This window comes from Amycolatopsis viridis, from assembly GCF_011758765.1.
GTDB lineage: Bacteria > Actinomycetota > Actinomycetes > Mycobacteriales > Pseudonocardiaceae > Amycolatopsis_E > Amycolatopsis_E viridis.
In genome coordinates this window covers 5012223-5035856 of sequence record NZ_JAANOU010000001.1, presented here as the reverse complement: position 1 = coordinate 5035856, position 23634 = coordinate 5012223, and the positions used below count along the sequence as shown (strand labels likewise).

Below are 23634 nucleotides of genomic sequence, written 5' to 3'. Positions count from 1 at the left end.
ACTCGATCCCTCCCAGCCCCCGACCCGAGTGAATGCCACCAGATTACTGTTTCGGAGAGTGAAGCGGCCGTGGGCTGGTCCGTGACGATCTTGAGGAGGAGAAGGCGATGCGGGTCCTGGTGACCGGGGGCGCGGGTTTCATCGGCTCGCACTACGTCCGGCAGGCGATCTCGGGGGCTTACCCGTCCCTGGCCGACGCCGAGGTGGTGGTGCTCGACAAGCTCACCTACGCCGGCAACGAGGCGAACCTGGCGCCGGTCGCCGACTCGCCGCGGCTGCGGTTCGTGCGTGGCGACATCACCGACGCGCGGCTCGTGGCGGAGCTGATGGCGGGCGTCGACCTGGTCGTCCACTTCGCCGCCGAGTCCCATGTGGACCGTTCGATCGTCGGCCCGGCCGACTTCGTGCTGACCAACGTGCTCGGCACGCAGACCCTGTTGCAGGCGGCGCTGGACGCCGGAGTGGGCAAGTTCGTGCACGTGTCGACCGACGAGGTCTACGGCTCGATCGAGAGCGGATCGTGGTCGGAGGATCACGTGCTGGAGCCGAATTCGCCGTACTCGGCGTCGAAGGCATCTTCGGATCTCATCGCCCGCTCCTACTTCCGGACGCACGGACTGCCCGTGTGTGTGACCCGGTGCTCGAACAACTACGGTCCCTACCAGTTCCCGGAGAAGGTCGTACCGCTTTTCGTTACCAACTTGTTGGACGGTGGCACCGTTCCGCTGTACGGGGACGGGCTGAACGTCCGGGACTGGCTGCACGTGGACGACCACTGCCACGGCATCCAGCTCGTCGCCGAGGGGGGCCGTCCCGGCGAGATCTACAACATCGGCGGCGGCACCGAACTGACCAACCGGGAGCTGACCGAGCGGCTGCTGGCGGCGGTGGGTGCCGGCTGGGAGCGGGTCGAGCAGGTCCCCGACCGCAAGGGACACGACCGCCGGTACTCCGTGGACATCACCAAGATCAGCAGCGAGCTCGGATATGTGCCGAGGGTTTCCTTCGACGAGGGTCTGACGGATACGGTGCGCTGGTACGCCAACAATCGCGCGTGGTGGGAGCCGCTGAAGCGGCGCGCCACGATGGTGGGGAAGTGACGATGCTCAGTGTGCTCGTGCCCGGCGGGACGGGGCAGCTCGGCACTGCTCTGTCCGCGCTCGCCTCGCCGGAGGTCCAGGTGGTGGCGCCGTCCTCGGCCGAGCTGGACGTGACCAACGCCGGCTCGGTGATCGCCGCGGTCGGGACGCTGGCCGCCGAGGCCGCGGAGGCCGGGCGGCACCCGTTGGTGATCAACGCCGCCGCCTACACCGCGGTGGACGCCGCCGAGAGCGACGAGCACCGGGCGTTCGCCGTGAACGTGGACGGTGCCCGGGTCCTCGCCGCGGCGTGCTCGTCGCGCCGCGTGCCGCTGATCCACGTGTCCACGGACTATGTCTTCCCCGGTGACTCGTCCCGCCCGTACGAGCCGGAGGACCCGCTCGGGCCGCGCAGCGCCTATGGCCGGACCAAGGCCGCGGGTGAGGACGCCGTGCTGGGTTCGGGCGCGCGGGCGTGGGTGGTGCGGACCGCGTGGGTCTACGGCGCGGAGGGCGCGAACTTCGTGGACACCATGCGCCGCCTGGAAGGCGAACGCGACACGCTGTCCGTTGTGGACGATCAGCGGGGTTCGCCGACGTGGTCCGCAGACTTGGCGGCGGGGCTGCTGGAGCTCGGCGGGCGCATCGCGGCGGGAGGCGCACCGCAGCGACGGATCCTGCACTGCACGAACGCCGGTGAGACGACGTGGTACGGCTTCGCCCGGGCGATCTTCGAGGAGCTCGGCGCGGACCCGTCGCGGGTGAAACCCTGCACGACCGCGGAGTTCCCGCGGCCCGCACCGAGGCCGCCGTACTCGGTGCTGTCGAACGAGGCGTGGCGCCAGGCCGGGCTGACGCCGCTGCGCTCCTGGCGCGAGGCGCTGCACGACTACCTCGCCGCTTCGGGGCAGGAGAGCCACACGGCGCACTGACGACCGTCTCTGCATCCCCAGTCGACGCCCGCCAACCCAGGCCGGGTGGGCACGTCGATCCGTGGCGCTCGTGGGGCAAACACGCTGCCCGGGTTGGTGAACACGCTGCCCGGAGTGGTGAACACGGTGCCTGGAACGGCGAACACGGTGCCCGGGGTGGTGAACACGGTGCCCGGGGTGGTGAACACGCTGCCCAGAGTGGCAAACACGCTGCCTGGAGTGGCAAACACGCGGCCCGGAACGGCGAACACGCTGCCCGGGGTGGCGGCGGGGCGCTAGCGCTGGGTGGCTTGGCGGTAGGCCGCCAGTGTCGTTTCGGCGGTGCGGCGCCAGGTGAAGCCCGCGGCGTGGGCGCGGCGCTCGATCGAGCGGGACGCGAGCGGCGGCTCCGCCACCGCCTCCCGCAGCGCCGCGATCAGCGCGTCCACCTCGCCGTACGGCGCCAGGTGGGCGAAGCCGCCGGAGATCTCCCGCAGCGCGGGGATGTCCGAGCAGACCACGGGGACGTCCGAGGCCAGCGCCTCCAGCACCGGCAGCCCGAAACCCTCGTCCCGCGACGGCAGCACCAGCGCGGCCGCCCCGGCCACCACGTTGTGCAGGTCGCGTTCGGACAGGTACCCCAGCCGCCGGGTGCGTGGCGTGCCCGGCGCCGGTCCCGGGCCGGAGAACACCAGCGGTGGCAGATCGTCCGCCGCCGCGTGCGCCCGCAACAGCCAGTCCACGCCCTTGCGCGGTCCGGCGGCGCCCACGAACAACAGGTACCGCTCCGGCAGGCCCAGGCGCTCGCGCATCGCCTCGTCGGGCGGGCGTCCGGTGAACCATGCCGCGTCCACGCCCAGCGGGGTGACCACGACCTTCGCCCGGTCGACGTCCAGCCGGTCCGCGACCGCGTCGGCCACCGCTGCGGTGGGTGTGCAGATCACGTCGGCGCGGGCGGCGCCGCGGCGGACCAGCTCGGGCAGCTCCCGGTCGCTGGGCGGCAGCTCGCCCGGCGCGTCCAGGAACGCCAGGTCGTGGATGGTCAGCACGCCCGCGGCGCGGATCGCGCCGGGCAGCACGAAGTTCGTGCCGTGCACCACGTCCGCGCGCCCGGCGAACAGCTCGATCGGCGGGAACCGCGAGCGCAGCCACGCCTTGCGCAGCATCCGCGCGGCCACCGGCATGCCCCGTGCCTGGGCGCCGTGCGGCAGCACGTGCCGCAGGCGACGCCAGCCGCGCAGGGTGAACGCCACCGCCCGCATGTCCACATCGGACATCGAGGCGAGCTCTTCGGCCAGGGACGCCGTGTAGCGCCCGACGCCGGTCCGGTTCCCGAGCAGGGGAGTGCCGTCCAGCAGGACCCGAAGCGCTCGCTCAGCCACGGCGGCGCGCTACCTTCCGGACCCGGCCCGCGACGCGACGCGCCAGCTCCTTGGGGCCACCGTCGGCGAGGTATTCCTTCACCAGCGCCAGATCGCGCCGGACCGCTTCCGCGCCGCGCACCGGCGCGGACACCGTCAGATCCGCGGCGCCGACCAGCCGATCGGCCGCGGGCCGCGGGTCGCGGCAGAACTCCACCAGCGGCGCCAGCGCGGTCGGCCACGCGTACCGCTGTGCCACCACCTCGATCCGCGCGCGGCATCCCGCGGCGAACTCCTCGTCGTAGAGCACCCGCTCCAGCGCGTCGGCGAGGGCGTCCACGTCCTCGGCCGGCACCACGACACCCAGCTCCTCGTCGCGGACCAGGTCGGCGAACGCGTCGCCGTCGGTGGTCACGATCGGCAGCCCGGCCCACAGGTAGTCCAGAACGCGGGTGCGGAACGCGAACGTCGTCTCCACGTGCTCGAAGTGCGTGGTGACACCGCAGTTCGCGTCGAGCAGCCAGTTCTGCCGGTCGGCGAAGGGCACCCACTGTTCGTTGAAGTACACGTGCTTGTCGGTGAGCCCGAGGCGGTCCGCGAGCCGGATCGTGCGTGCGCCGATGTCCATCTCGGCGACCTCGGGGTTCGGGTGCTTCATGCCGAGGAACACCAGCTTCACGTCCGGCCGCCGCTGCCGCACCCGGTCGATCGCCTCGACCAGGGTCAGCGGGTCGAACCAGCTGTAGACGCCACCGGCCCACAGCACGACCCGGTCGCTGTCGTCGAGGTCCAGGGTGTCCCGCAGGCCCGGTCCGGTGCGCACCGGGGGTTCGGGAGACAGGCCGAACGGGACGACCGACAGCAGCGACTGGGTGGTCGGGTCGGCGTCGTAGAGCCGCGGCGAGAGGCGGCCGAGCGCGGCGAGGTGCCCCAGCCAGAACAGCCGCTGCCGCTCCGACGCGCACAGGAAGAAGTCGCCGCGCAGCAGCTGCGCGTCCAGCACCCGGGTCACCCCGGCGAGGTCGGCCGCGCGCCGGTCGTCGGGCGCGCTCTTGCCCTGCTCCAGCAGCTCCAGGTGCATCGGGTCGTAGAGGTCGCAGACCACGATCTTGTTCGAGTCCTGGGCCTTCAGCGCGGGCGCCATCTCCAGCACGTGACCCTGCAGGATCACGATGTCGGCCCATGCGACGGGTTCGGCCAGGTCGCGCTTGCCGGCGGCGCTGACCGGGAACGGCGCGGGCGGCGGCGCGGCCAGCGGGTTGACCGTGACCAGGCGGACGTCGTGCTCGGCGGACAGCACCGAGGCGATGTTCCACGCGCGGATCGCCGGGCCCGCCATGCGTTCGGTGATGGCGTCGCCGGTGATCACCAGGACCTTCCGGCGCTGCCCGAACACGCCCTCGATGCCGAAGACGCCGGCCAGGATGTCGTGCGCGGCCAGGTAGCGCGGCAGCGGGTAGGCCGGCTCCAGCGCCTTGCGCATCAGCGGGACCAGGTCGGCGTCGGTGCGCACGCGGGCGGCCTGCTCGGTGGCCCGTGACCCGGCCAGCGACGGCAGCAGTTCGACGAACTGGTCGATCGCCAGCACCCCGGCGAGCGTGGAGCGGGGGATCGGCACCGGTGCGGTCTCGATCGCTCCGCCGCCGGCGAGGTCCAGCTGCGTGGGATCGAGCTCGCCGCGCGCGGTCGCGCGGCGCACGGCCAGCGCCAGCGCGGCGGGCAGCACCTTCGCCAGGGTCTCGTCGGACAGGTTCTTGTAGAGAGCGGCGAGTGCGTTGCGCTCCAGCAGGAACGTCTCCCGGCCGGTCTCCGGTGCGTCCACTTCGGACATCGTGCCGTGGTGGCGGTGGTAGGCCACCGACTCCGGCACGTACCGCACGCGCCAGCCACGCAGGTTCAGCCGCCAGCCCAGGTCCACGTCCTCGTAGAACATGAAGAAGCGCTCGTCGAACCCGCCCAGCGCCCGGAACACCTCGGCCCGCACGAACATCGCCGAGCCGGTGGCGAACAGCACGTCCTTCGCCACTTCGTGCTCGCCGCGGGCGACGTCGGCCAGTGCGCCACCGGCGTGCCGCTTGTAACCCATGCCGAACCAGGTCAGGCCGGCGTCCACGAAGTCGACCCCGGTGCCGTCCCAGTCCAGGACCTTGCTGGCCACGGCCGCGACCGTGGGCTGGGCGCGCAACACGTCGACGGCGGCCGTTGCCCACGCGGGGTCCGGGCGGGCGTCGTTGTTCAGGAAGGCGAGGACGGTCCCGCGGGCGTGCTGGGCACCGAGGTTGCAGCCGCCCGCGAAGCCGGTGTTGGCGGGCGACTCGATCACCCGTGCGTCACCCGCGGCGGCGGTGATCCGCGCGACGTCGTCCCCGCCCGAGGCGTTGTCGACCACCAGCACTTCCAGGTTCGGGTAGTCGAGGTCCTCGCGCAGGGCGCGCAGGCAGGCGATCGTGTGCTCCGCACCCCGGTAGTTCACCAAGATCACCGAGACCAGCGGCAGTGGTGTGTCCCCCTGGACCAACGCCCGACCTCCGTACTCGCCGTCTGTGCGCAGAGACTATCGGGAGGTCCAGGCCGCCCAGACCGCGCCTCGGCGGACCGTCGAGCGGCGCGTGATCGACTTCCGCGCGGCGATCGTGGCCGGCAGCCGGCGAACCACCTCACCGAGGACGCGGCAGCGCAGGCCGGGGCGGAAATTGGGCGCGTCCGGCACGTTCCGGCGCAGCGGCAGCGCGGCGGTGATCGCGGCGAACCGGGCCAGCTCGCGTACCGCGACGACCGCCGGGGCGCAGCGCAGGAGGGTCAGCAGGCGGTTGCGCTCGTTCCACCGGTGGAAGGTCACCGAGCCCAGCCCGGTGCTGGCGCCGTGGCGGTGGGTGACACGAGCCGTGGGAACCGTCACGATGGTGTGGCCGGCGAGCCGCAGCCGCCAGGCGGTGTCGGTGTCCTCGTAGTAGCAGAAGAAGCTCGCCGGCACGCCGCCCACTGCGCGCAGCGCGGCGGTGCGGATCAACGCGGCGCCGCCGCAGAAGCCGAACACCGGCCCGCTCGTCACGTCCCGTCCGTGGCCGTCCGCGGTCAGGCCGACGCCGAGGGACTGGACCCGTCCGCCGGGGTGTTCGAGGCGCGCGGAGGCGGCGGCCGCGTCGCCCAGGTTGTCCTCCAGCTCGGCGAGCCAGCTGGGTGCCGGTGCGGTGTCGTCGTTGAGCCACGCCATGAATTCGGTGTCCACTTCGGACAAGGCGCGGGCCATCGCGCCGGCGTATCCGAGGTTTCGGGGCAGCCGGATCACCTCGGGCGCGCTGGGGTGGGTGGCCAGGAGCTGGGCGGTGCCGTCGTCGGAGGCGTTGTCGATCACCAGCAGCCGGTGCGGCCGGGTCTGCGCGGCGACGGCGTCCAGGCACGCGGTGATGTGGTCGTGGCCGCGCCAGGTGACCACCACGACGGTGCTGCGGATCGGCACGCGGGAAGAATACGGGCCGTGCCGGAACTCGTGGTCATCGCCGAGCAGCTGCTCGCACCCGTGCCCGGTGGGACGGGCCGCTACACCGCCGAGCTGCTGCGCGCCCTGATCTCGACCGCACCGGACGGGTGGACGGTGTCGAGCGTCACCGCGCGGCATGCGGACGGCCTGCCCGGCGCGCGGATGCTGCCGGTGCCGCCGCGGGTGCTGGCCGCCGCGTGGCAGGCGGGGTTGCCGTACTGGCCGGGCGGGGACGCGGTGCACGCGCCGACGCCGCTGGCCCCGCCGCGCGCGCCGCGCGGGCGGACGTTGTCGGTCACCGTGCACGACACCGTGCCGTGGACGCACCCGGAGACACTCACGCCGCGCGGGGTGAGCTGGCACCGGGCGATGATCGTGCGTGCGGCACGGCGGGCCGACGGCCTGGTCGTCCCGACGCGCGCGGTGGCCGGCGACCTCGCCACGCGAGTACCGGTGGCGGTGCCGGTGACGGTGGCCGGGCACGGGGTGGCGGAGGTGTTCACCCGGGAAGATCTGCCCGAAGTGGACGTACCGGACCGGTACGTCCTGGCGATCGGCACGATCGAACCGCGCAAGGGGATCGACGTGCTGATCTCCGCGATGGTGCGGGTCGGGGTGCCGCTGGTGCTGGCCGGGCAGCCGGGCTGGGGTGGTCTGGACCCCCGCGCGATGGCCGGGGACCGGGTGGACGTGCGGGTTCTGGGGCGGCTGGACGACGCCCGCCTGGCGGCGGTGCTGCGCCGGGCGTCCGTGCTGGCCGCGCCGAGCCTGGCGGAGGGATTCGGGTTGCCGGTGCTGGAGGCGATGGCGGCCGGCGTGCCGGTGGTGCACTCGGACGCTCCGGCGCTGACCGAGGTGGCCGGGGGCGCGGGCGTGCGGGTCCCGCGCGGGGATCCCGGGGCGCTGGCCACCGCGTTGCGCGACGTGCTGTCCTCCCCGCAGCGGGCGGCTGACCTGGCGGATCGGGGCCGTGCCCGGGCACGAGAGTTCTCCTGGGAACAGGCGGCGCGGGCCGTCTGGGCGGTGCACGAGCGCACCACTTCGTGAGTTCCTGATCGCCCGGTTGCCGCCCGGCCGTACCCTGCACGAGTGGGAAGAGGCGAACCCGGCGTCCTGATCGACGCCACGGCCGTACCCGCGGACCGGGGCGGGGTCGGCCGCTACGTGGACTCGCTGGTGGCGGCACTGGACGCCGACGGGGCACCCCTCACGGTGGTGTGCCAGCCGCGTGACTTCCGGCTCTTCGGCCGGCTCGCGCCGCGCTCGCGGGTCGTCCCCGCGGTCCAGTCCACCGCGACGCGCACCGGGCGGCTGATCTGGGAGCAGACCACGCTGCCGTCCCTGGCGCGACGGCTCGGTGCTGGTGTCGTCCATTCGCCGCACTACACGATGCCGCTCGCCGGGCCGTCCGCGTCGGTGGTCACCCTGCACGACGCCACCTTCTTCACCGACGAGGTGCTGCATTCGTCGGTGAAGGCGCGGTTCTTCCGCGGGTGGACACGCACCGCGTTGCAGCGCGCCACGTTGTGCGTGGTGCCGTCGCAGGCGACCGCGTCGGAGCTGGCCCGCGTGGCGCGGCCGCGGCGGCTGGAGATCATCGCGCACGGGGTGGACGTCGAGCGGTTCCACCCGCCGACCCCCGAAGAGGTGCAGGCGGCGCGGGCGGCGATCGGCCTGGAGCGAACGCCGTACGTGGCGTTCCTGGGTGCGCTGGAGCCGCGCAAGAACGTGCCGGCGCTGATCCGCGGCTTCGTCAAGGCGGTGGAGAACCGTCCCGACCCGCCCGCGCTGGTGCTGGCCGGGCAGCCGGGATGGGACACGCAGGTGGAGAAGGCGCTGGCGGCGGCGCCGTTGCGGCTGCGGGTGATCCGTGCCGGGTACCTGCCGCTCGACACGCTGGCCGGGTTCCTCGGCGGGGCGGAGCTGGTGGCCTACCCGAGCCTCGGCGAGGGCTTCGGCCTGCCCGTCCTGGAGGCGATGGCGTGCGGGGCGTGCGTGCTCACCACCCGGCGCCTGTCGCTGCCCGAGGTCGGCGGCGACGCAGTCGCCTACTGCGGGGTCGGGCCCGGCGACGTGGCCGCGGCGCTCGGCGAGCTGTTCGACGACCCGGCGCGGCGCGCGTTCCTGGCCGCGGCCGCCCAGCGGCGGGCGAAGGAGTTCTCCTGGTCCACGAGCGCCGAGAAGCACCGCGAGGCGTACGCCCGGGCGTGGCACCTGCACCAGCGGGAGCGGTAGTCGTTGGACGTTGTTCGGCCGGTGGGGGTATAGTGGCTTCTGCGAGGCCCCCGTAGGGCCGAGAAGTGAGCCCGTGGTGCGTCCGGACGGTCGTGTCACGGGCTTTGCGCTGTCTAAAGCTCGATCACGTCGTGCACGATCGGCGAGATGCGCCGTCTCCAGTCGCCCCCGGCGCCGTAGCACCAAGCGACGGCGTCCGGGATCCACAGCAACGGGCTGGCGGTGGACCCGAGGTGTTCATAGATGACGCCGGTGGTCGACGGCCGCCCGCCGAGCGCGCGATAGATCGTCATTTCGTCGTGCCGGTCCTGTTCTTCGCGGCTGTCGATGACCACACGCTGGGCGCGACGCCGCACCAGCTCGCCCACGGCTTCCGCCAAGCAGCGTTGCCGGTCCTGCTCCTCGGTCTTCCGTGTCCGCGTGGTGACGTACATCGTCACCGACGCCTCGATCCCGCCGATGCGGTCGGCGAGCAGCCTGCGCCGCGGCGGCTTCTCCTTCTTGAAGTGCAACTCGCGCTGTCCGGGCAGCAGGAGACGGGCCAGCTGTTTGCGCGCGGGCGCGAGCTGGGCCGGGTCGAGCACGGCGACGCACAGGATGTAGCGGCTGTCGCGAATCGACTCGTCGATGAAGGCGTGTACCGACACCGAGCCATTCTCCCGGCGCGTGCACGTCCGGTTGCGCGCGGTAGCGGACTGCCGCGGTTCACCGTCGAGGGGTGCCTGTTCCTGTGCGGTGCGTAGCCGGGGCACAATGGCGCCCGTGACCGAGCCGAGCCGTTATGGCGACGGGGTCGCCGTGGTTGTCGTGACGTACTTCCCCGGTGAGGACCTCGACCGCTTCCTCGACAGCCTGGAGAAGGCGACCACCCGCGACGTGCACGTGGTGGTCGCCGACAACGACTCGACCGACGACGCCCTGGACCGGGCCGAGCAGCGGACCAACACGCACGTCCTGCGCATCGGCCAGAACCTCGGCTACGGTGGCGGCGCCAATCGCGGGGTGGCCACGCTGGACGACCGCTACGGCTGGATCGTCATCGCCAACCCGGACCTGGAATGGGAACCCGGCTCGCTCGACATCCTCCTCGACGCGGCGCGGCGCTGGCCGCGCGGTGGCGCGTTCGGGCCGCTCATCCGCGACCCGGACGGCACCGTCTACCCGAGCGCCCGGCTGCTGCCGTCTTTCGGCCGCGGCATCGGTCACGCGGTGTTCGGCAAGGTGTGGCCCGCCAACCCGTGGACCCGCGCCTACCGGCAGGAACGCGGCGCGCCGGTGGAACGCACGTCCGGCTGGTTGTCCGGCTCGTGCCAGCTGATCCGGCGGGAGGCGTGGGACTCGGTCCGCGGTTTCGACACCCGCTACTTCATGTACTTCGAGGACGTCGACCTCGGCGACCGCATCGGCCGCGCCGGCTGGCACAACGTGTACGTGCCCTCGGCGGCGGTGACGCACATCGGCGGGAAGGCCACGTCCCGCGCGCCGAAGAAGATGCTCGCCGCGCACCACGAAAGCGCTTACCGGTACCTCGCGGACCGGCACCGGGGCCTGGCCTGGAAACCGGTGCTGGCCGCGGTGCGGCTCGGCCTGAAGCTGCGCCTGAAGTTCGAGACCCGCGGCGCCTAGGGCGTCGTGACCTGAGCCCGGTCCGGCGGTGTCACAGCCCGTCCAGCCTGCGCGCGAAGTCGGAGGTGCCGCTCTGCGGCTTGGTGGTCGGTACCAGGCCCTCGACTTCTTCCTCCGGCGGCACCGGCCGGAGGAAGACGCGGGTGTCCGGCTTCGCGGCGGCGAGGCTGCCCTGCACCGACTCGATCACCGACGCCGGCACGACCGCCGTCGAGTCCGGGTCCTCCTCGTCGATCTTCGCGACGACGGACCGGGGGATCTGCTGGGTGGTCGATGCGTCCATCGGCGAGGTCGCGGCGTCCGGAGTCACGACGAACGCGCCCCGGGACTGCGCTCTGGCCAGCAGAGCGTCCGCTCGATCGCGGGGGTCCATCCGCTAGGCCTCCCGACTCGACGTGGGCCCTCTCCGAACGGGACCCTCCGTGTGCTGTCTAGGGTAGGCCCTCGGGGCCGTGGCCGTCATCGTTTCCCGCGGTTTGTCGCCCGCTGGTGCGTGATAATGGGAAGGATCTTGACGTGACATCGGAACTTGATGTCGATGCCGTTGTGCTCGTGGGCGGCAAGGGGACGCGCCTGCGGCCGTTGACCCTGTCCGCTCCGAAACCGATGCTGCCCACCGCGGGCGTGCCGTTCCTGACCCACCTGTTGTCGCGCGTTCGCGCGGCCGGGATCCGGCACGTGGTGCTCGGCACGTCCTACCGCGCCGAGGTGTTCGAGGAGCACTTCGGCGACGGCGCCGCGCTGGGGCTGGAGCTGGAGTACGTGGTCGAGGACGAGCCGCTGGACACCGGCGGCGCGATCCGCAACGTCGCGGACCACCTGCGCGCCGACCACGCGGTGATCTTCAACGGCGACATCCTCTCCGGGGCCGACCTGCGGGCACTGGTCCAGACCCATCTCGACACGGACGCCGACGTGACCCTCCACCTCCAGCGCGTCGAGGACCCGAGCCGGTTCGGCTCGGTGCCCACCGACGCGGAGGGCCGGGTCACCGCGTTCCTGGAGAAGACCCCGAACCCGCCGACCGATCAGATCAACGCCGGCTGCTACGTCTTCCGGCGCCCGGTGCTGGAGTCGATCCCGGCCGGCCGTCGCGTGTCGGTCGAGCGCGAGACGTTCCCGGGCCTGCTGGCGGACGGCGCGCACCTGCACGGGTTCGTCGACGCCTCCTACTGGCTGGACGTGGGCACGCCCGAGGCGTTCCTGCGCGGCAGCGCGGACCTGGTGCGCGGGTTCGCGCCGACCTCGGCGCTGCCCGGTCCGACGGGCGAGGCCCTGGTTCTGAAGGGTGCGAACGTCGCGGCGGATGCGGCCGTCACCGGCGGGTCGACGGTCGGCAGCGGGGCGCAGGTGGCCTCCGGCGCGCGGATCGCCGGGTCGGTGCTGTTCGACCGGGTGTCCGTGGCGGAGAATGCGGTGGTGGAGAACTCCGTGCTCGGGGTGGGTGCGCGCGTCGGCAAGGGCGCGGTGCTCAAGGGCGTCGTCATCGGGGACGGCGCGGTCGTCGGCGCCGGGTGCGAGCTGCTCGACGGCGCCCGCGTGTGGCCGGACGTGACTCTGCCCGACGGTTCGATCCGGTTCTCCAGCGACGCCTGATGCGGTACCGCCCGCCGTTCCCCCTCGATCTCGATGCGGTCCTCCGGCCGCACCGGCGGGGCAAGGGCGACCCGTGCCTGCGCGCGGACGAGGCGGGCACGACGTGGCTGACCGGCAACACACCGGACGGTCCCGGCACGCTGGCGCTGCGCCGGCACGCGGACGGCGAGATCGAGGCCGCGGCCTGGGGACCGGGAGCGGACCGGCTGCTCGACGGCGTGCCGGCGCTGGTCGGCGCCGGGGACGACGACAGCGGGTTCGTCTCGCACCACGACCGGATCGCGCAGGTGCGGCGCCGGATGCCGGGGCTGCGCCTGGGGGCGAGCGGCCGGGTGTGGGACGCGTTGCTGCCCGCGGTGCTGGAGCAGAAGGTCACCGGCTACGAGGCGCGCCGGTCGTGGCGGGAGCTGTGCCGCTGGTTCGGCGAGCCCGCGCCCGGCCCCGCCCCGGCGGGCATGCGGGTGCCGCCGACCCCGGGGGCGGTCCTGTCCATTCCGGACTGGACCTGGCATCGCGCCGGGGTGGACCTGGCGCGGCGCAAGGCGCTGGTCTTCGCCGCGCAGGTGGCGCACCGGCTGGAGCGTGCCGCGACGCTGCGGGGCGCGGAGGGCCGGGCGTGGCTGCGCAAGGTGCCGGGCATCGGGGTGTGGACCGCGGCCGAGGTAGCGCAGCGCGCGTGGGGCGACCCGGACGCGGTCAGCTTCGGCGACTTCCACATCCCGGCGGTGGTCGGCTACGCGCTGCTCGGTGAGCCGCTGGACGACGAGGGCATGGCCGAAGTCCTGGCGCCCTACGCGCCGCAGCGTCAGCGCGCCGTGCGGTACCTGGAGGCGGCGGGCTTCTCCCGCCCGCGCTTCGGGCCGCGGTTCTCGCCGCGGGACTACCGCGCGATCTGACGCCCGGGCGCGGTCAGCGGGTGTGGTTCAGCGCAGCGCGGGCGATCTTCAGCGCTTCGTCCGGGGACAGGCCGAGCGCGCGGGTCACGGCGGCGTAGCTCTCCGCCGCTTCGCGGGCGCGGGCGCGTGACTCGTCCCCGGCGGCGGCCACGAAGGAACCGGCCCGGCCGCGGGTCTCGATCAGGCCCGCCTCCTCCAGCTCCCGGTACGCGCGCGCGATCGTGTTCGGCGCGATGCCCAGTTCCTCGGCCAGCCCCCGCACCGTCGGCAGCTTCGTGCCCACCGCCAGCGTCCCGTCGTTGATCCGCCGCGCCAGTCCGGACCGGACCTGCTCGAACGGCGGCACCCCGGACGACGGGTCGACCGGCACGATCATGCGCACGCCGCCGCGACCAGCTCCGTCAGGTCCGCCTCCGACCCGGGCGGCAGCGCGGTCAGCGGCCACCAGCGCAGGTCGTCCGACTCCGCGCTGCGCACCGGTTCCGCACCGTCCGGTGCGGTGACCACGTACCGCACGTCGAAATGCCGCGTCGGCACGCCGAGCGAGCACGTCACCGGGTGCACGTCGAGGTGCACGGGCTCCGCGGAGATGGTCAGCCCGCTCATCCCGGATTCCTCCGTCGCCTCGCGCAGAGCGGCCGCCGACAGCGACGCATCCGATTCCTCGCAGTGCCCGCCCAGCTGCACCCACCGCCCGACGCGCGGGTGCAGAGTCAGCAGCACGTGCGTCCGCGACTGGTCGAGCACCACCGCCGACGCCGTGATGTGCCCGGCCGCGCACGCCCGGCGGCACGCGTCCTCCCGCGCGGCGAGGAAACCGAGGAACGCGTGCCGCAGCGCCTCCTGCCCGGTGGTGCCCGCCGGCCACTTCGTCAGCGTCGCCACGGCGTCCGCGTGCAGGCTCACAGTTCCACCAGCCCGTCCGTCCTCGGCTCCCGCGGTTCGGCGGGGGAATCCGGGTGCCCGATGGCCACCGCGCCGAGCGGCTGCCACGACGGCTCCAGCCCCAGCACCTCGCGCACCACGTCTGCGGCGAAGATCGTCGACCCGATCCAGCAGGATCCCAGGTCCTCGGCCGCCAGCGCCACGAGCAGCCCCTGCACCGCGGCACCCCCGGCGACGGTGAACATCGTCCGCTCACAGGCGTTGCGCCGCTCGTCCGGGTACGTGTGCATGCCGTCGGGCACCAGGAACGGGATCACCACCTCCGGCGCGTCGAACAGGATGTCGCCGCGCGCGGTCCGCTTCGCGATCTGTTCCTCGGTGAACGCGTCGCGGGACAGGTCGGCCCGCCATGCGGCGCGCATGGCCTCCAGCAGCTTCGTGCGCAGCCCGCGGTCGCGCAGCCAGACGAACCGCACCGGCCGCGTGTGGTGCGGCGCGGGCGCGGTCAGCCCGGCGCCGATCGCGCGGCGCACCGCCTCCGGGTCGACCGGCTCGCCGGTGAACGAGCGGACCGAGCGGCGCACCAGCACCGCCTCGCGCCGGCCCTGCGCGATCGCCTCCCGCGTGCCGAGCGAGAACATGTCCTCTTCGGACGGCCGCACCAGCTTCCGCGCGGTGGACCCGTCGTCGGTCAGCTCCAGCCCGCGTACCACCGCGACCGGGGTGGCGGTCAGCTTGCCCTTCACCAGGTCCGCGGCCGCGGCGATCTCGTCGGCCACCGCGATCTCGGTGACCTGCAGCTCGTTGCCCTGGGCGTCGACCTCGCCCTCGTAGGAGTGCAGCACCCGGATGCCGCTGGCGCCGATGGCGTTGTCGGTCTGCCCGACCCGCCACGCCCGGCCCATCGTGTCGGTGATCACCACCGCGATCTCCACGCCGAGCCGCTCGCGCAGCCCGTTGCGCAGAGCCAGCGCGGAGGCGTCCGGATCGGCAGGCAGCAGCGCGATCTCGTCACCCTCCACATTGGACGCGTCCACTCCGGACGCGGCCTGGACGATGCCGATGCGGTTCTGCGTGATCAGCGTCCGGTTGAACCGCGCGAGCACCCGCACCGCCTCGCGCTCGACCAGCTCGCGCCGGGCCGCGTCGCGCGCCTCCGGGTCGGCGGGCACGCGCACCAGCTGCCCCTCGATCTTGGACACGACCTTGCTGGTCACCACGACGACGTCCCCGGAGCGCAGCCACGGCGCGGCGGACGCGATCGCGCCCGTCAGGTCGTCACCGGGACGGAACTCCGGCAGCCCTTCCACCGGCAGGATCTCCAGCCGGCGGGTGGAGTGGTCAGTCAAGGTCGACCCCCGCGAGTTCCAGTGCCGCCGCGGCCATGGCGGCGGTGGCGTCCACATCGGACATCAGCAGTGGCACGGCGCGCACCGCGACGCCCGGCACGTGCACGGTTTCGCCCTCCGCGACGAGCCAGCCGTCGAGCAGCCCGTCCTCCGAGGTCTGCCGCGATCCGTAGTGGATGCCGACGGCCTCCGCCGAGGTCTCCACCCCGATCGCGGTCAGGCACGCGTCGGCCATGCCCCGCACCGGCTTGCCGCTGATGATCGGGGACACGCCGACGACGCCGGCGTCGGTCTTGCGCAGCGCCTCCTTGACGCCGGGAACGGCCAGCACCGTCCCGACCGAGACGACCGGATTGGACGGTGCGAACAGGACCGCGTCGGCCTCGGCGAACGCGTCCAGCACGCCCGGTGCCGGCTTGGCCTCCTCGACACCGACCGGCACGATCGAGTGCGCCGGGGGTTCCGCGCGGTAGCGCACCCACCATTCCTGGAAGTGGATCGCCTTGCGGTTGCCGGGGTCGTCCGGGTCGTCGATGACGACGTGGGTCTCCACCCGGTCGTCGGTCATCGGCAGCAGCCGCACGCCCGGCTGCCACCGGTCGCACAGCGCCTCGGTGACGGCGGACAACGGGTAGCCGGCGCGCAGCATGCGGCTGCGGATCAGGTGGGTGGCGATGTCCTTGTCGCCGAGGCCGAACCAGGTCGGCTCGGCGCCGTAGGCCGCCAGCTCCTCCTTCACCACCCAGGTCTCGCCCTGGTGACCCCAGCCACGCTCCGTGTCGATGCCACCGCCGAGCGTGTACATGCAGGTGTCCAGGTCCGGGCTGATGCGCAGACCGTGCATCCACACGTCGTCACCGGTGTTCACCACCGCGGTGATCTCGTGCGGGGACTCGCCGGGACCGATCGGGGGCAGGCCCAGCGCGGCTTTGACTCCGAGCAGGAAGCGGGCGCCGCCCACCCCGCCGACAACTACGACAACCTTCACAGCGAGCGATCCTCGCACGCCTGGGGGCGGGGGACCCAGTACCGGTACTCGTGGTGCCCGGTGAACCCGAGCCGCCGGTACAACGCGAGCGCCGCGTGGTTGCCGGCCGCGACCTGGAGCACCGTCCGCCGCGCGCCGCGGCGTGCCGCCCACGCCCCGCACGCGGCCATCAGCGCCGAGCCGAGGCCACGGCGGCGGTGACCGGGCCGGACCTCGAGCCGGGCGATGTGCAGGACGTCGCCGGCGACGGCCGCCCTCACCGCGCCCGCGGTGACGCCCGTCACTTCCGCGACCCCGTACCCGACTTCGCCGGTGGTCAGCACGTGACGCTCGGCCGCGGTCGGCTCGCGCCGTCCGACGGTCAGCTCCCACCACCCGGCGGACGGGGACGCGAGCACGGCGGCGGCCCCAGCGGCCCCAGCGCCCCCAGTGCCCTCGGTGCCCTCGGTGCCCGTGCTGAGCGGACCGGTGAGCACCGACACCCGGTGCCCGGTCACGTGCCCGGTGTTCGGCACCCAGCCCGCCGCCTCGATCGCACGCTCGTTCGCGCTGCCCACAACCGCGTGCACGACCGGCGGGATGCCATGGGCGTGGGCGAAGTCACACACCTCCCGCAGGGCGGTCGCGATCGGCATCCCGGGGTCGCCGACCGCCAGCGCGCTGTTGGCCCGGCCGGTGAACCCGCCCGCGGCGCGAAGCCGCCAGTCACCGATCTTGTCCGCGGTCACCGCGGGCCAGGCGTCGGCACAGCGCAGCTCGAGCTCCTCGAAGGCGTCCACGGCCCCCATTGTGCTCGCCGGCTGCCGGATTAAGGGTGGCCTCACTGTGGAAGGCCACCACGTCTGCGCGTAATGTCCAGCATCAGTAGTGGATCCTTTGACCTAGCAGGAGACCGCAGTGACGTACGTGATCGCCGAGCCCTGCGTCGACGTGCTCGACAAGGCGTGCATCGACGAGTGCCCTGTCGACTGCATCTACGAGGGCGACCGCATGCTCTACATCCACCCCGACGAGTGCGTGGACTGCGGCGCCTGCGAGCCGGTGTGCCCGGTCGAGGCGATCTACTACGAGGACGACGTGCCGGACGAGTGGGCCGAGTACACCAAGGCGAACGTCGACTTCTTCGACAGCCTGGGCTCGCCCGGGGGCGCCTCCAAGGTCGGCAAGACCAGCAACGATCCGCAGTGGATCAAGGACCTGCCTCCGCAGGGCGAATGAACCGCGGCGGTACCGGTCTGCCCGACTTCCCCTGGGACTCGCTCGCCGAGCCCACGGCGCGGGCGAAGTCCCACCCCGGTGGCGTGGTCGACCTGTCGATCGGCACACCGGTCGATCCAGTGCCGGAGTCGATCCGGGCGGCGCTGGCGTCGGTCTCCGAGATCCCGGGCTACCCGACCACGCACGGCACACCCGAGCTGCGCGCCGCGGCCGTCGAGGCGCTGCGCCGGCGGCACGGCGTGACGGGCGTGGACCCGGCGGCGGTGCTGCCCACGATCGGCTCCAAGGAGCTCGTCGCGTGGCTGCCGCGGCTGCTCGGCGCCGAGCCGGGGGACACCGTGGTGATCCCGGAACTGGCGTACCCGACGTATGAGGTGGGTGCGCTGCTGGCCGGTGCCGGCGTGCTGCGCAGCGACGATCCGCGCGAGCTCACCGAGCCGCCCGCGATGCTCTGGTTGAACTCGCCGTCCAACCCGACCGGCCGCGTGCTCAGCGCCGGAACGCTCCGCGGCATCGTGGAGTGGGCGCGTGAGCGGGACGTGATCGTGGTCTCCGACGAGTGCTACCTCGCGCTCGGCTGGGAGGCCGATCCGGTGTCGATCCTGCACCCCTCGGTGTGCGGCGGCCGCCACGACAACCTGCTGGCCGTGCACTCGCTGTCCAAGTCCGCGAACCTGGCGAGCTACCGCGCCGGGTTCGTCACCGGTGACCCGGAGCTGGTCGCCGGGCTGCTGGCGGTGCGCAAGCACGCCGGCATGATCGTGCCGCGTCCGGTGCAGGAGGCGATGACCGCCGCGCTGGCCGACGACAACGCGCTGGAGACCCAGCGCGAACGCTACGCGCGCCGCCGCGTGGTGCTGCACAAGGCGTTGCAGGACAACGGATTCGACATCGACCACTCCGAGGCCGGGCTGTACCTGTGGGCCACCCGCGGGGAGGACGCCTGGCAGACCGTGCAGTGGCTGTCCGAGCGCGGGATCCTCGTCGCGCCGGGCACCTTCTACGGTCCCGCGGGCGGCCGGCACGTCCGGATCGCGCTGACCGCGACCGACGAGCGCATCGAGGCCGCAGCCGAGCGGCTCCAGTAGCACCCCGTGCGGCATCGGCCGCGGCACTGCCGCCGGCCAGGCGCCGGTGAGGCCGGCGCCTGGCCGCGGGACGAACTCAGTTCGCGTGCAGCATCTCGTTCAGCTCGATGCCGGCCCCGGTGCGCGGCACGGCCTCCACCGCGCCGGTCCCGGAGTTGCGCCGGAACAACGCGCCGGAGATGCCGGACAGCTCACGCGCCTTGACGGTCTTGCCGTCGACCACGACCTTCGTGCCCGCCGTGACGTACAGCCCGGCCTCGACCACCGAGTCGTCACCCAGCGAGATGCCCACCCCGCCGTTGGCGCCGATGAGGCAGCGCTCACCGAGCGAGATGATCTCCTTGCCGCCGCCGGACAGCGTGCCCATGATCGACGCGCCGCCGCCGACGTCGGTGCCGTCACCGACGACCACCCCGGCCGAGATGCGGCCCTCGACCATCGAGGCGCCGAGCGTGCCGGCGTTGAAGTTCACGAAACCTTCGTGCATGACCGTGGTGCCACCGGCCAGGTGCGCGCCGAGCCGCACGCGGTCGGCGTCCCCGATCCGGACACCAGCCGGCACCACGTAGTCGACCATCCGCGGGAACTTGTCGACGCTGTAGACGGTGACCGGGCCGCGTGCGCGCAGCCGCAGGCGGGTCCGCTCGAAGCCCTCGACCTGGCACGGGCCGTGGTTGGTCCACACGACGTTGGCCAGCAGGCCGAAGATGCCGTCGAGGTTCTGCCCGTGCGGCTGCACCAGGCGGTGCGACAGCAGGTGCAGGCGCAGGTACACGTCGTGCGCGTCGGCCGGGGCCTGCGCCAGGGTGCCGATGGTGGTGCGGACCGCGACCACCTCGACGCCGCGGGCGTCGTCCGGCCCGAGCAGCGCGGCGGCCTCCGCCCCGAGGAGCTCGGCGGCCTGGTCGCGGGTCAGCCGCTCGGTCCCGCTGGTGCCGGGCTCGCTCAGCTTGGGCTGGGGGAACCAGGTGTCCAGCACGGTCCCGTCGGTGGTGACGGTGGCCAGGCCGACGCCGTGCGCACCGGTGGTCTCGGGGTTCGGGGTCTGCTCGCTCACGGCCGTAACCGTAACTCAGTGGTTCGTCAGCTGGGTGTCCACCAGTTGCTTCGCCGACCGCAGGCTGTCCGCGATCGCGGTGAGCGCCGTGGTGCACGCGCCACCGGGCTGGGGGACGGTGTCGCAGTGGTTGTCGCGGTAGGCGCCGATGCCCTTGTCCAGGTCGTTCGCCGCGGCGACCAGGTCCGGGTGCTTGGTGCCGGCCTGCTCGCGCGCCAGGCCGGGGACGCTGCCCAGCTCGGTGACGTACTTGGCGCAGCCCCGCGGGGTCGATCCGGCCGGCTCGCGGAAGCACCCGTCGGTGGTGATGGCGTCGAGCTTGACCGACAGCGCGTACGGACTGGTCGCCTGGCCGACACTGCCCTTCGGGGTCGGCCCGGCCTCGTTGGAGCAGCCCGCCAGCACCAGTGCCACCGCGCCGAGGGCGATCAGGGGCTTCCACGTGCGCACGTGTTCACCGTACGGCACCCCTTAGAGTCGGGGCATGACCACTCTCGACCTGCACGCCGACCCGGTCGACCTGACCGCCGCGCTGGTGGACGTCCACAGCGTCTCCGGTCAGGAGGCCGCGCTCGCCGACGCGGTGCTGTCCGCGCTCCGCGCGCAGGCCGGGCACCTGGAGGTGGTGCGCAACGGGGACGCCGTGCTCGCCAGGACCCACCTGGGCCGCCCGTCACGCGTGGTGCTCGCCGGGCACCTGGACACCGTGCCGGTCAACGAGAACCTCCCGGTGCGCCGCGAGGGCTCCGGCGACGACGAGGTGCTGCACGGGCTCGGCACGGTCGACATGAAGGGTGGCGACGCGGTGTTCCTGCACCTCGCGGCCACCGTCACCGAGCCGCGGCACGACGTCACGTTCGTCTTCTACGACAACGAGGAGGTCGAGGCCGTGCGCAACGGTCTCGGCCGCATCGAGCGGGAGCTGCCGGACTGGCTGGCCGGTGACCTGGCGATCGTCGGCGAACCGTCGAACGCGGTCGTCGAGGCCGGCTGCCAGGGCACCATGCGGGTCGAGCTGCGGTTGCCCGGCAGGCGCGCCCACACCGCGCGGGCGTGGATGGGTGTGAACGCGATCCACGCGCTCGGCGAACCGCTGCGGCGGCTGGAGGCGTACCAGGCGCGGACCGTGGACATCGACGGCCTCACCTACCGGGAGGGCCTGCAGGCGGTGCGGGTGTCCGGCGGCGTGGCCGGCAACGTCGTGCCGGACGAGGCGGTGCTCGCGGTGAACTTCCGGTTCGCCCCGGACCGCAGCGCGGAACAGGCGGAAAAGCACCTGCGTGAGGTGTTCGACGGCTACGAACTGTCCGTTGTGGACTTGTCACCGGGCGCGCTGCCCGGGCTGACCGCGCCCGCGACGGCCGAGCTGGTCGAGGCGGCGGGCGGGCGGGTCGCGGCGAAACTGGGCTGGACCGACGTGGCCCGGTTCGCCGCGCGGGGCATGCCGGCGGTGAACTTCGGCCCGGGTGACCCGACGCTCGCGCACACCCGCGAGGAGCACGTCGCGGCCCGGGAGATCCGGCAGGTCACGCGGGTGCTGCGGGACTTCCTGGCCCAGTAAGCTCGGCGAGGTGACAGGGCCAGAGGTGGACGGAACGTCCGAGTATCCCGAGCACCCGCGGGAGAAGCAGCGGGGACCGGTCGTGCTGCGCCGCGACCGGCGCATCGAGTCGACCACGACCGACCAGCGCCTGCTCGACTCGCGCGGGCCCAGCGACTGGGTGCACACCGACCCGTGGCGGGTCATGCGCATCCAGGCCGAGTTCGTGGAGGGCTTCGGCGCGCTGGCCGAGGTGCCGCGCGCGGTCACCGTGTTCGGTTCGGCCCGCACGCCGCGCGACCACCCCGAGTACGAGCTGGGCCGCAAGATCGGTGCCGGGCTGGCCGGCGCCGGGTTCGCCGTGATCACCGGCGGCGGCCCGGGCGCGATGGAGGCGGTCAACCGCGGCGCGTCGGAGGCCGGCGGCCTGTCCGTCGGGCTGGGCATCGAGCTGCCGTTCGAGCAGGGCCTGAACCCGTGGGTCGATCTCGGGGTGAACTTCCGGTATTTCTTCACCCGCAAGACGATGTTCATCAAGTACGCGCAGGCGTTCATCTGCCTGCCCGGCGGGTTCGGCACACTGGACGAGTTGTTCGAGGCGCTCACGCTGGTCCAGACCAAGAAGGTGACGAAGTTCCCGGTGGTCCTGTTCGGACGGTCGTACTGGGGTGGGCTCTACGACTGGGTGCGCGACTCGGTGCACGCCCAGGGCAAGATCAGCGATTCGGACCTCGCGCTGCTGCACCTCACCGACGACGTGGACGAGGCGGTCGCGATGGTCGAGGACGCCTACAAGGCATGGGAGGACACGCACTAGGTGAAGCGGATCTGTGTTTTCTGCGGCTCGTCCGGCGGCGGAGACCCGGTGTACGCCGACGCGGCCACCGGGCTGGGCAAGCTGCTCGCCGAGCGCGGCATCGGACTGGTGTACGGCGGCGCGAGCGTCGGCCTGATGGGTGCGGTCGCCGGTGGCGCGCTGGCCGCGGGCGGCGAGGTGATCGGCGTGATCCCGGAGCACCTCAAGCGCGTGGAGATCGCCCACGACCGCCTGTCGGAGCTGGTGGTGACCGCCGACATGCACGAGCGCAAGGCGAAGATGGCCGAGTACGCCGACGCCTTCCTGGCCCTGCCCGGCGGCGCCGGCACGCTCGAGGAGCTGGCCGAGGTCTGGACCTGGGCGCAGCTGGGATTGCACGGCAAGCCGATCGGGCTGGTCGACGTGGCCGGGTACTACCGGCCGTTCCGCGATTTCATCGACCACATGGTCGCGGAGAAGTTCCTGCGCCCGGAGCACCGGGACCTGGTCTTCGTGGACGAGGACCCCGCCGCGCTGCTGGACGCGTTCGCGGCCTACCGGGCGCCCGACGTGGCGAAGTGGCAGTAGCGGCCGAGCACCCCGCCCACCGCGCGAACCGGTCCGCCTTTCGCACCCGATCCCACCGGTGAGTTCCCCCGGGCGGGAGGTCCCGTGGTGGGGACTCCCGCCCGGGGGCGCGGGCTCACAGGCCGGAGCCGCCGGTCGCGTCGACCACCTTGCCGGTGACCCAGCGCGCGTCGTCCGAGGCGAGGAACGCCACGATGTCGGCCACGTCCTCCGGGCGGCCCACGCGGCCCAGCGCGGCGAGGGAAGCCGCGTGTGCTTCGGCCTCCGGGTTGCCCCGCAGCCACCCCGCGTTGACGTCGGTGTCGATGATCCCGGGTGCGACCGAGTTCGCGGTGATGCCCCGGGGGCCCAGCTCCTTGGCGAGGTTGCGGGTGAAGTTGTCCAGGGCGCTCTTGGTGGCGCCGTAGGCGATGGCTTCCGGCATGGCGAGGTGGGCCGCGCCGCTGGAGATGTTGATGATCCGGCCGGCGTCGCGCAGTCGCTTCAGTCCCTCTTGCACGATGAAGAACGGTGCTCGCACGTTCACGGCGAAGACCTCGTCGAAACCGTCCTCGGTCAGTGATGTCAGGTCCGCACTGCGTCCGATCCCGGCGTTGTTGACGATGATGTCGACGGCCGGCTCGGGTGTGTGGCGGTGAATCTCGGCGTCGAAGCCCGACCACAGGGCGGCCGCGTCGCCGTGGTGGCCCAGCGGCGCGTGGAGGGCGAAGGCCCGGCCGCCGCCCTGGCGGATGCGCTCCACGGTGTCGTGCGCCGCGTCTTCGTCGCGGGCGTAGGTCAGTGCGACGAGGGCACCGTCCCGGGCGAGCCGCTCCGCGACGGCGCGCCCGATGCCCCTGCTGCCTCCGGTGACGAGCGCGATCTTGCCCTCGAGCCGCTGCGTACCCATGATCCTTGGCCACCTTCCATTTGTTGAGTGATCGACCAAGAAAGACCGTAG

Annotated in this window: 25 protein-coding genes; 12 read left to right on the top strand and 13 right to left on the bottom strand. The window is 73.0% G+C overall.

Going from position 1 to position 23634, the window contains the following annotated elements:
* Window positions 1-107: 107 nt before the first annotated feature.
* Together rfbB and rfbD are read left to right on the top strand one after the other, a co-directional pair.
* Window positions 108-1100 carry a dTDP-glucose 4,6-dehydratase gene (gene rfbB, locus FHX46_RS24930; protein ID WP_167119659.1) on the top strand — a complete coding sequence of 331 codons (993 nt, stop codon included), beginning with the start codon at window positions 108-110 and terminating at the stop codon, window positions 1098-1100.
* Between the two features lie 2 nt (window positions 1101-1102).
* A complete protein-coding gene (gene rfbD / locus FHX46_RS24925; protein ID WP_208401727.1) occupies window positions 1103-2011 on the top strand; it encodes a dTDP-4-dehydrorhamnose reductase in 909 nt (302 codons plus the stop codon).
* A gap of 275 nt (window positions 2012-2286) precedes the next feature.
* On the opposite strand, the gene FHX46_RS24920 is transcribed toward rfbD, so the two are convergent.
* The 3 genes from FHX46_RS24920 to FHX46_RS24910 are packed head-to-tail and all read right to left on the bottom strand — an operon-like array spanning window position 2287 to window position 6811.
* Window positions 2287-3372, bottom strand: a complete 1086-nt coding sequence (locus FHX46_RS24920; RefSeq protein WP_167119652.1) for a glycosyltransferase family 4 protein — start codon at window positions 3370-3372, stop codon at window positions 2287-2289.
* Window positions 3365-5869: a glycosyltransferase gene (locus tag FHX46_RS24915; protein WP_167119649.1), complete on the bottom strand. Its 2505-nt coding sequence runs from the start codon at window positions 5867-5869 to the stop codon at window positions 3365-3367. Before FHX46_RS24915 ends, FHX46_RS24920 begins: the two co-directional genes overlap by 8 nt.
* A 36-nt stretch (window positions 5870-5905) precedes the next feature.
* Window positions 5906-6811, bottom strand: a complete 906-nt coding sequence (locus FHX46_RS24910; RefSeq protein ID WP_167119646.1) for a glycosyltransferase family 2 protein — start codon at window positions 6809-6811, stop codon at window positions 5906-5908.
* A gap of 18 nt (window positions 6812-6829) precedes the next feature.
* On the opposite strand from FHX46_RS24910, the gene FHX46_RS24905 reads away from it, so the two are divergent.
* Window positions 6830-7879: a glycosyltransferase family 4 protein gene (locus tag FHX46_RS24905; protein ID WP_167119643.1), complete on the top strand. Its 1050-nt coding sequence runs from the start codon at window positions 6830-6832 to the stop codon at window positions 7877-7879.
* 42 nt (window positions 7880-7921) lie between these two features.
* Window positions 7922-9067: a glycosyltransferase family 4 protein gene (locus FHX46_RS24900; protein ID WP_167119640.1), complete on the top strand. Its 1146-nt coding sequence runs from the start codon at window positions 7922-7924 to the stop codon at window positions 9065-9067.
* 113 nt (window positions 9068-9180) lie between these two features.
* Here the strand turns inward: FHX46_RS24900 and FHX46_RS24895 are convergent, their stop codons facing one another.
* Window positions 9181-9714: a hypothetical protein gene (locus FHX46_RS24895; protein ID WP_167119637.1), complete on the bottom strand. Its 534-nt coding sequence runs from the start codon at window positions 9712-9714 to the stop codon at window positions 9181-9183.
* A gap of 106 nt (window positions 9715-9820) precedes the next feature.
* Here FHX46_RS24895 and FHX46_RS24890 point away from each other — a divergent pair, with 106 nt between their 5' ends.
* On the top strand, window positions 9821-10693 hold the full coding sequence (locus tag FHX46_RS24890; RefSeq protein ID WP_167119635.1) for a glycosyltransferase family 2 protein: 873 nt from the start codon (window positions 9821-9823) through the stop codon (window positions 10691-10693).
* Between the two features lie 31 nt (window positions 10694-10724).
* On the opposite strand, the gene FHX46_RS24885 is transcribed toward FHX46_RS24890, so the two are convergent.
* Complete coding sequence (locus tag FHX46_RS24885) at window positions 10725-11066, bottom strand: hypothetical protein (RefSeq protein WP_208400271.1); 342 nt, start codon at window positions 11064-11066, stop codon at window positions 10725-10727.
* 143 nt (window positions 11067-11209) lie between these two features.
* Between FHX46_RS24885 and FHX46_RS24880 the strand changes: the two genes are divergently transcribed.
* A complete protein-coding gene (locus tag FHX46_RS24880; RefSeq protein ID WP_167119632.1) occupies window positions 11210-12289 on the top strand; it encodes a sugar phosphate nucleotidyltransferase in 1080 nt (359 codons plus the stop codon).
* Window positions 12289-13185 carry a DNA-3-methyladenine glycosylase family protein gene (locus tag FHX46_RS24875; protein WP_167119629.1) on the top strand — a complete coding sequence of 299 codons (897 nt, stop codon included), beginning with the start codon at window positions 12289-12291 and terminating at the stop codon, window positions 13183-13185. Before FHX46_RS24880 ends, FHX46_RS24875 begins: the two co-directional genes overlap by 1 nt.
* A gap of 13 nt (window positions 13186-13198) precedes the next feature.
* On the opposite strand, the gene FHX46_RS24870 is transcribed toward FHX46_RS24875, so the two are convergent.
* Genes FHX46_RS24870 through FHX46_RS24850 form a run of 5 tightly spaced genes read right to left on the bottom strand, consistent with a single transcriptional unit; the run spans window position 13199 to window position 17186 of the window.
* Window positions 13199-13561, bottom strand: a complete 363-nt coding sequence (locus tag FHX46_RS24870; RefSeq protein WP_167121655.1) for a GntR family transcriptional regulator — start codon at window positions 13559-13561, stop codon at window positions 13199-13201.
* Entirely contained in the window at window positions 13558-14091 is a 534-nt protein-coding gene (locus tag FHX46_RS24865) for an NUDIX hydrolase (protein WP_167119626.1), read from the bottom strand. The genes FHX46_RS24870 and FHX46_RS24865 overlap by 4 nt, the downstream gene beginning before the upstream one ends.
* Window positions 14088-15419, bottom strand: coding sequence for a coenzyme F420-0:L-glutamate ligase (locus tag FHX46_RS24860; protein ID WP_167119623.1), 1332 nt, complete (start codon window positions 15417-15419; stop codon window positions 14088-14090). Before FHX46_RS24860 ends, FHX46_RS24865 begins: the two co-directional genes overlap by 4 nt.
* The gene (gene cofD, locus FHX46_RS24855; protein ID WP_167119620.1) at window positions 15412-16407 is read right to left on the bottom strand and encodes a 2-phospho-L-lactate transferase; all 996 of its coding nucleotides are present in this window, start codon (window positions 16405-16407) and stop codon (window positions 15412-15414) included. The genes FHX46_RS24860 and cofD overlap by 8 nt, the downstream gene beginning before the upstream one ends.
* Window positions 16404-17186, bottom strand: a complete 783-nt coding sequence (locus FHX46_RS24850; RefSeq protein ID WP_167119617.1) for a GNAT family N-acetyltransferase — start codon at window positions 17184-17186, stop codon at window positions 16404-16406. The genes cofD and FHX46_RS24850 overlap by 4 nt, the downstream gene beginning before the upstream one ends.
* Before the next feature lie 118 nt (window positions 17187-17304).
* Here FHX46_RS24850 and fdxA point away from each other — a divergent pair, with 118 nt between their 5' ends.
* A complete protein-coding gene (gene fdxA / locus FHX46_RS24845) occupies window positions 17305-17625 on the top strand; it encodes a ferredoxin (RefSeq protein ID WP_020420964.1) in 321 nt (106 codons plus the stop codon).
* Window positions 17622-18713, top strand: a complete 1092-nt coding sequence (gene dapC / locus FHX46_RS24840) for a succinyldiaminopimelate transaminase (protein ID WP_167119614.1) — start codon at window positions 17622-17624, stop codon at window positions 18711-18713. The genes fdxA and dapC overlap by 4 nt, the downstream gene beginning before the upstream one ends.
* A 76-nt stretch (window positions 18714-18789) precedes the next feature.
* Here dapC and dapD read toward each other — a convergent pair whose 3' ends face one another.
* Window positions 18790-19770 carry a 2,3,4,5-tetrahydropyridine-2,6-dicarboxylate N-succinyltransferase gene (gene dapD, locus FHX46_RS24835; RefSeq protein ID WP_167119611.1) on the bottom strand — a complete coding sequence of 327 codons (981 nt, stop codon included), beginning with the start codon at window positions 19768-19770 and terminating at the stop codon, window positions 18790-18792.
* 15 nt (window positions 19771-19785) lie between these two features.
* Complete coding sequence (locus FHX46_RS24830) at window positions 19786-20220, bottom strand: hypothetical protein (RefSeq protein WP_167119608.1); 435 nt, start codon at window positions 20218-20220, stop codon at window positions 19786-19788.
* Window positions 20221-20254: 34 nt separating this feature from the next.
* Between FHX46_RS24830 and dapE the strand changes: the two genes are divergently transcribed.
* From dapE to FHX46_RS24815, 3 genes are read left to right on the top strand one after another with little or no spacing between them, the layout of a single operon-like run.
* Entirely contained in the window at window positions 20255-21331 is a 1077-nt protein-coding gene (dapE, locus tag FHX46_RS24825) for a succinyl-diaminopimelate desuccinylase (RefSeq protein WP_167119606.1), read from the top strand.
* A 25-nt stretch (window positions 21332-21356) separates the two neighbouring features.
* Window positions 21357-22127: an LOG family protein gene (locus FHX46_RS24820; protein WP_167121654.1), complete on the top strand. Its 771-nt coding sequence runs from the start codon at window positions 21357-21359 to the stop codon at window positions 22125-22127.
* Entirely contained in the window at window positions 22128-22694 is a 567-nt protein-coding gene (locus FHX46_RS24815; RefSeq protein ID WP_167119603.1) for an LOG family protein, read from the top strand. It begins immediately after the preceding gene.
* A gap of 115 nt (window positions 22695-22809) precedes the next feature.
* Here the strand turns inward: FHX46_RS24815 and FHX46_RS24810 are convergent, their stop codons facing one another.
* Entirely contained in the window at window positions 22810-23583 is a 774-nt protein-coding gene (locus FHX46_RS24810; RefSeq protein WP_167119600.1) for an SDR family oxidoreductase, read from the bottom strand.
* Window positions 23584-23634 lie beyond the last annotated feature (51 nt).

Bases quoted from the DNA above. Each gene is read 5' to 3' on its own strand.
- rfbB (WP_167119659.1), top strand. From the start codon at position 108: ATGCGGGTCCTGGTGACCGGGGGCGCGGGTTTCATCGGCTCGCACTAC.
- rfbD (WP_208401727.1), top strand. From the start codon at position 1,103: ATGCTCAGTGTGCTCGTGCCCGGCGGGACGGGGCAGCTCGGCACTGCT.
- FHX46_RS24890 (WP_167119635.1), top strand. From the start codon at position 9,821: ATGGCGCCCGTGACCGAGCCGAGCCGTTATGGCGACGGGGTCGCCGTG.
- FHX46_RS24885 (WP_208400271.1), bottom strand. From the start codon at position 11,066: ATGGACCCCCGCGATCGAGCGGACGCTCTGCTGGCCAGAGCGCAGTCC.
- FHX46_RS24875 (WP_167119629.1), top strand. From the start codon at position 12,289: ATGCGGTACCGCCCGCCGTTCCCCCTCGATCTCGATGCGGTCCTCCGG.
- FHX46_RS24870 (WP_167121655.1), bottom strand. From the start codon at position 13,561: ATGATCGTGCCGGTCGACCCGTCGTCCGGGGTGCCGCCGTTCGAGCAG.
- dapC (WP_167119614.1), top strand. From the start codon at position 17,622: ATGAACCGCGGCGGTACCGGTCTGCCCGACTTCCCCTGGGACTCGCTC.
- dapE (WP_167119606.1), top strand. From the start codon at position 20,255: ATGACCACTCTCGACCTGCACGCCGACCCGGTCGACCTGACCGCCGCG.
- FHX46_RS24810 (WP_167119600.1), bottom strand. From the start codon at position 23,583: ATGGGTACGCAGCGGCTCGAGGGCAAGATCGCGCTCGTCACCGGAGGC.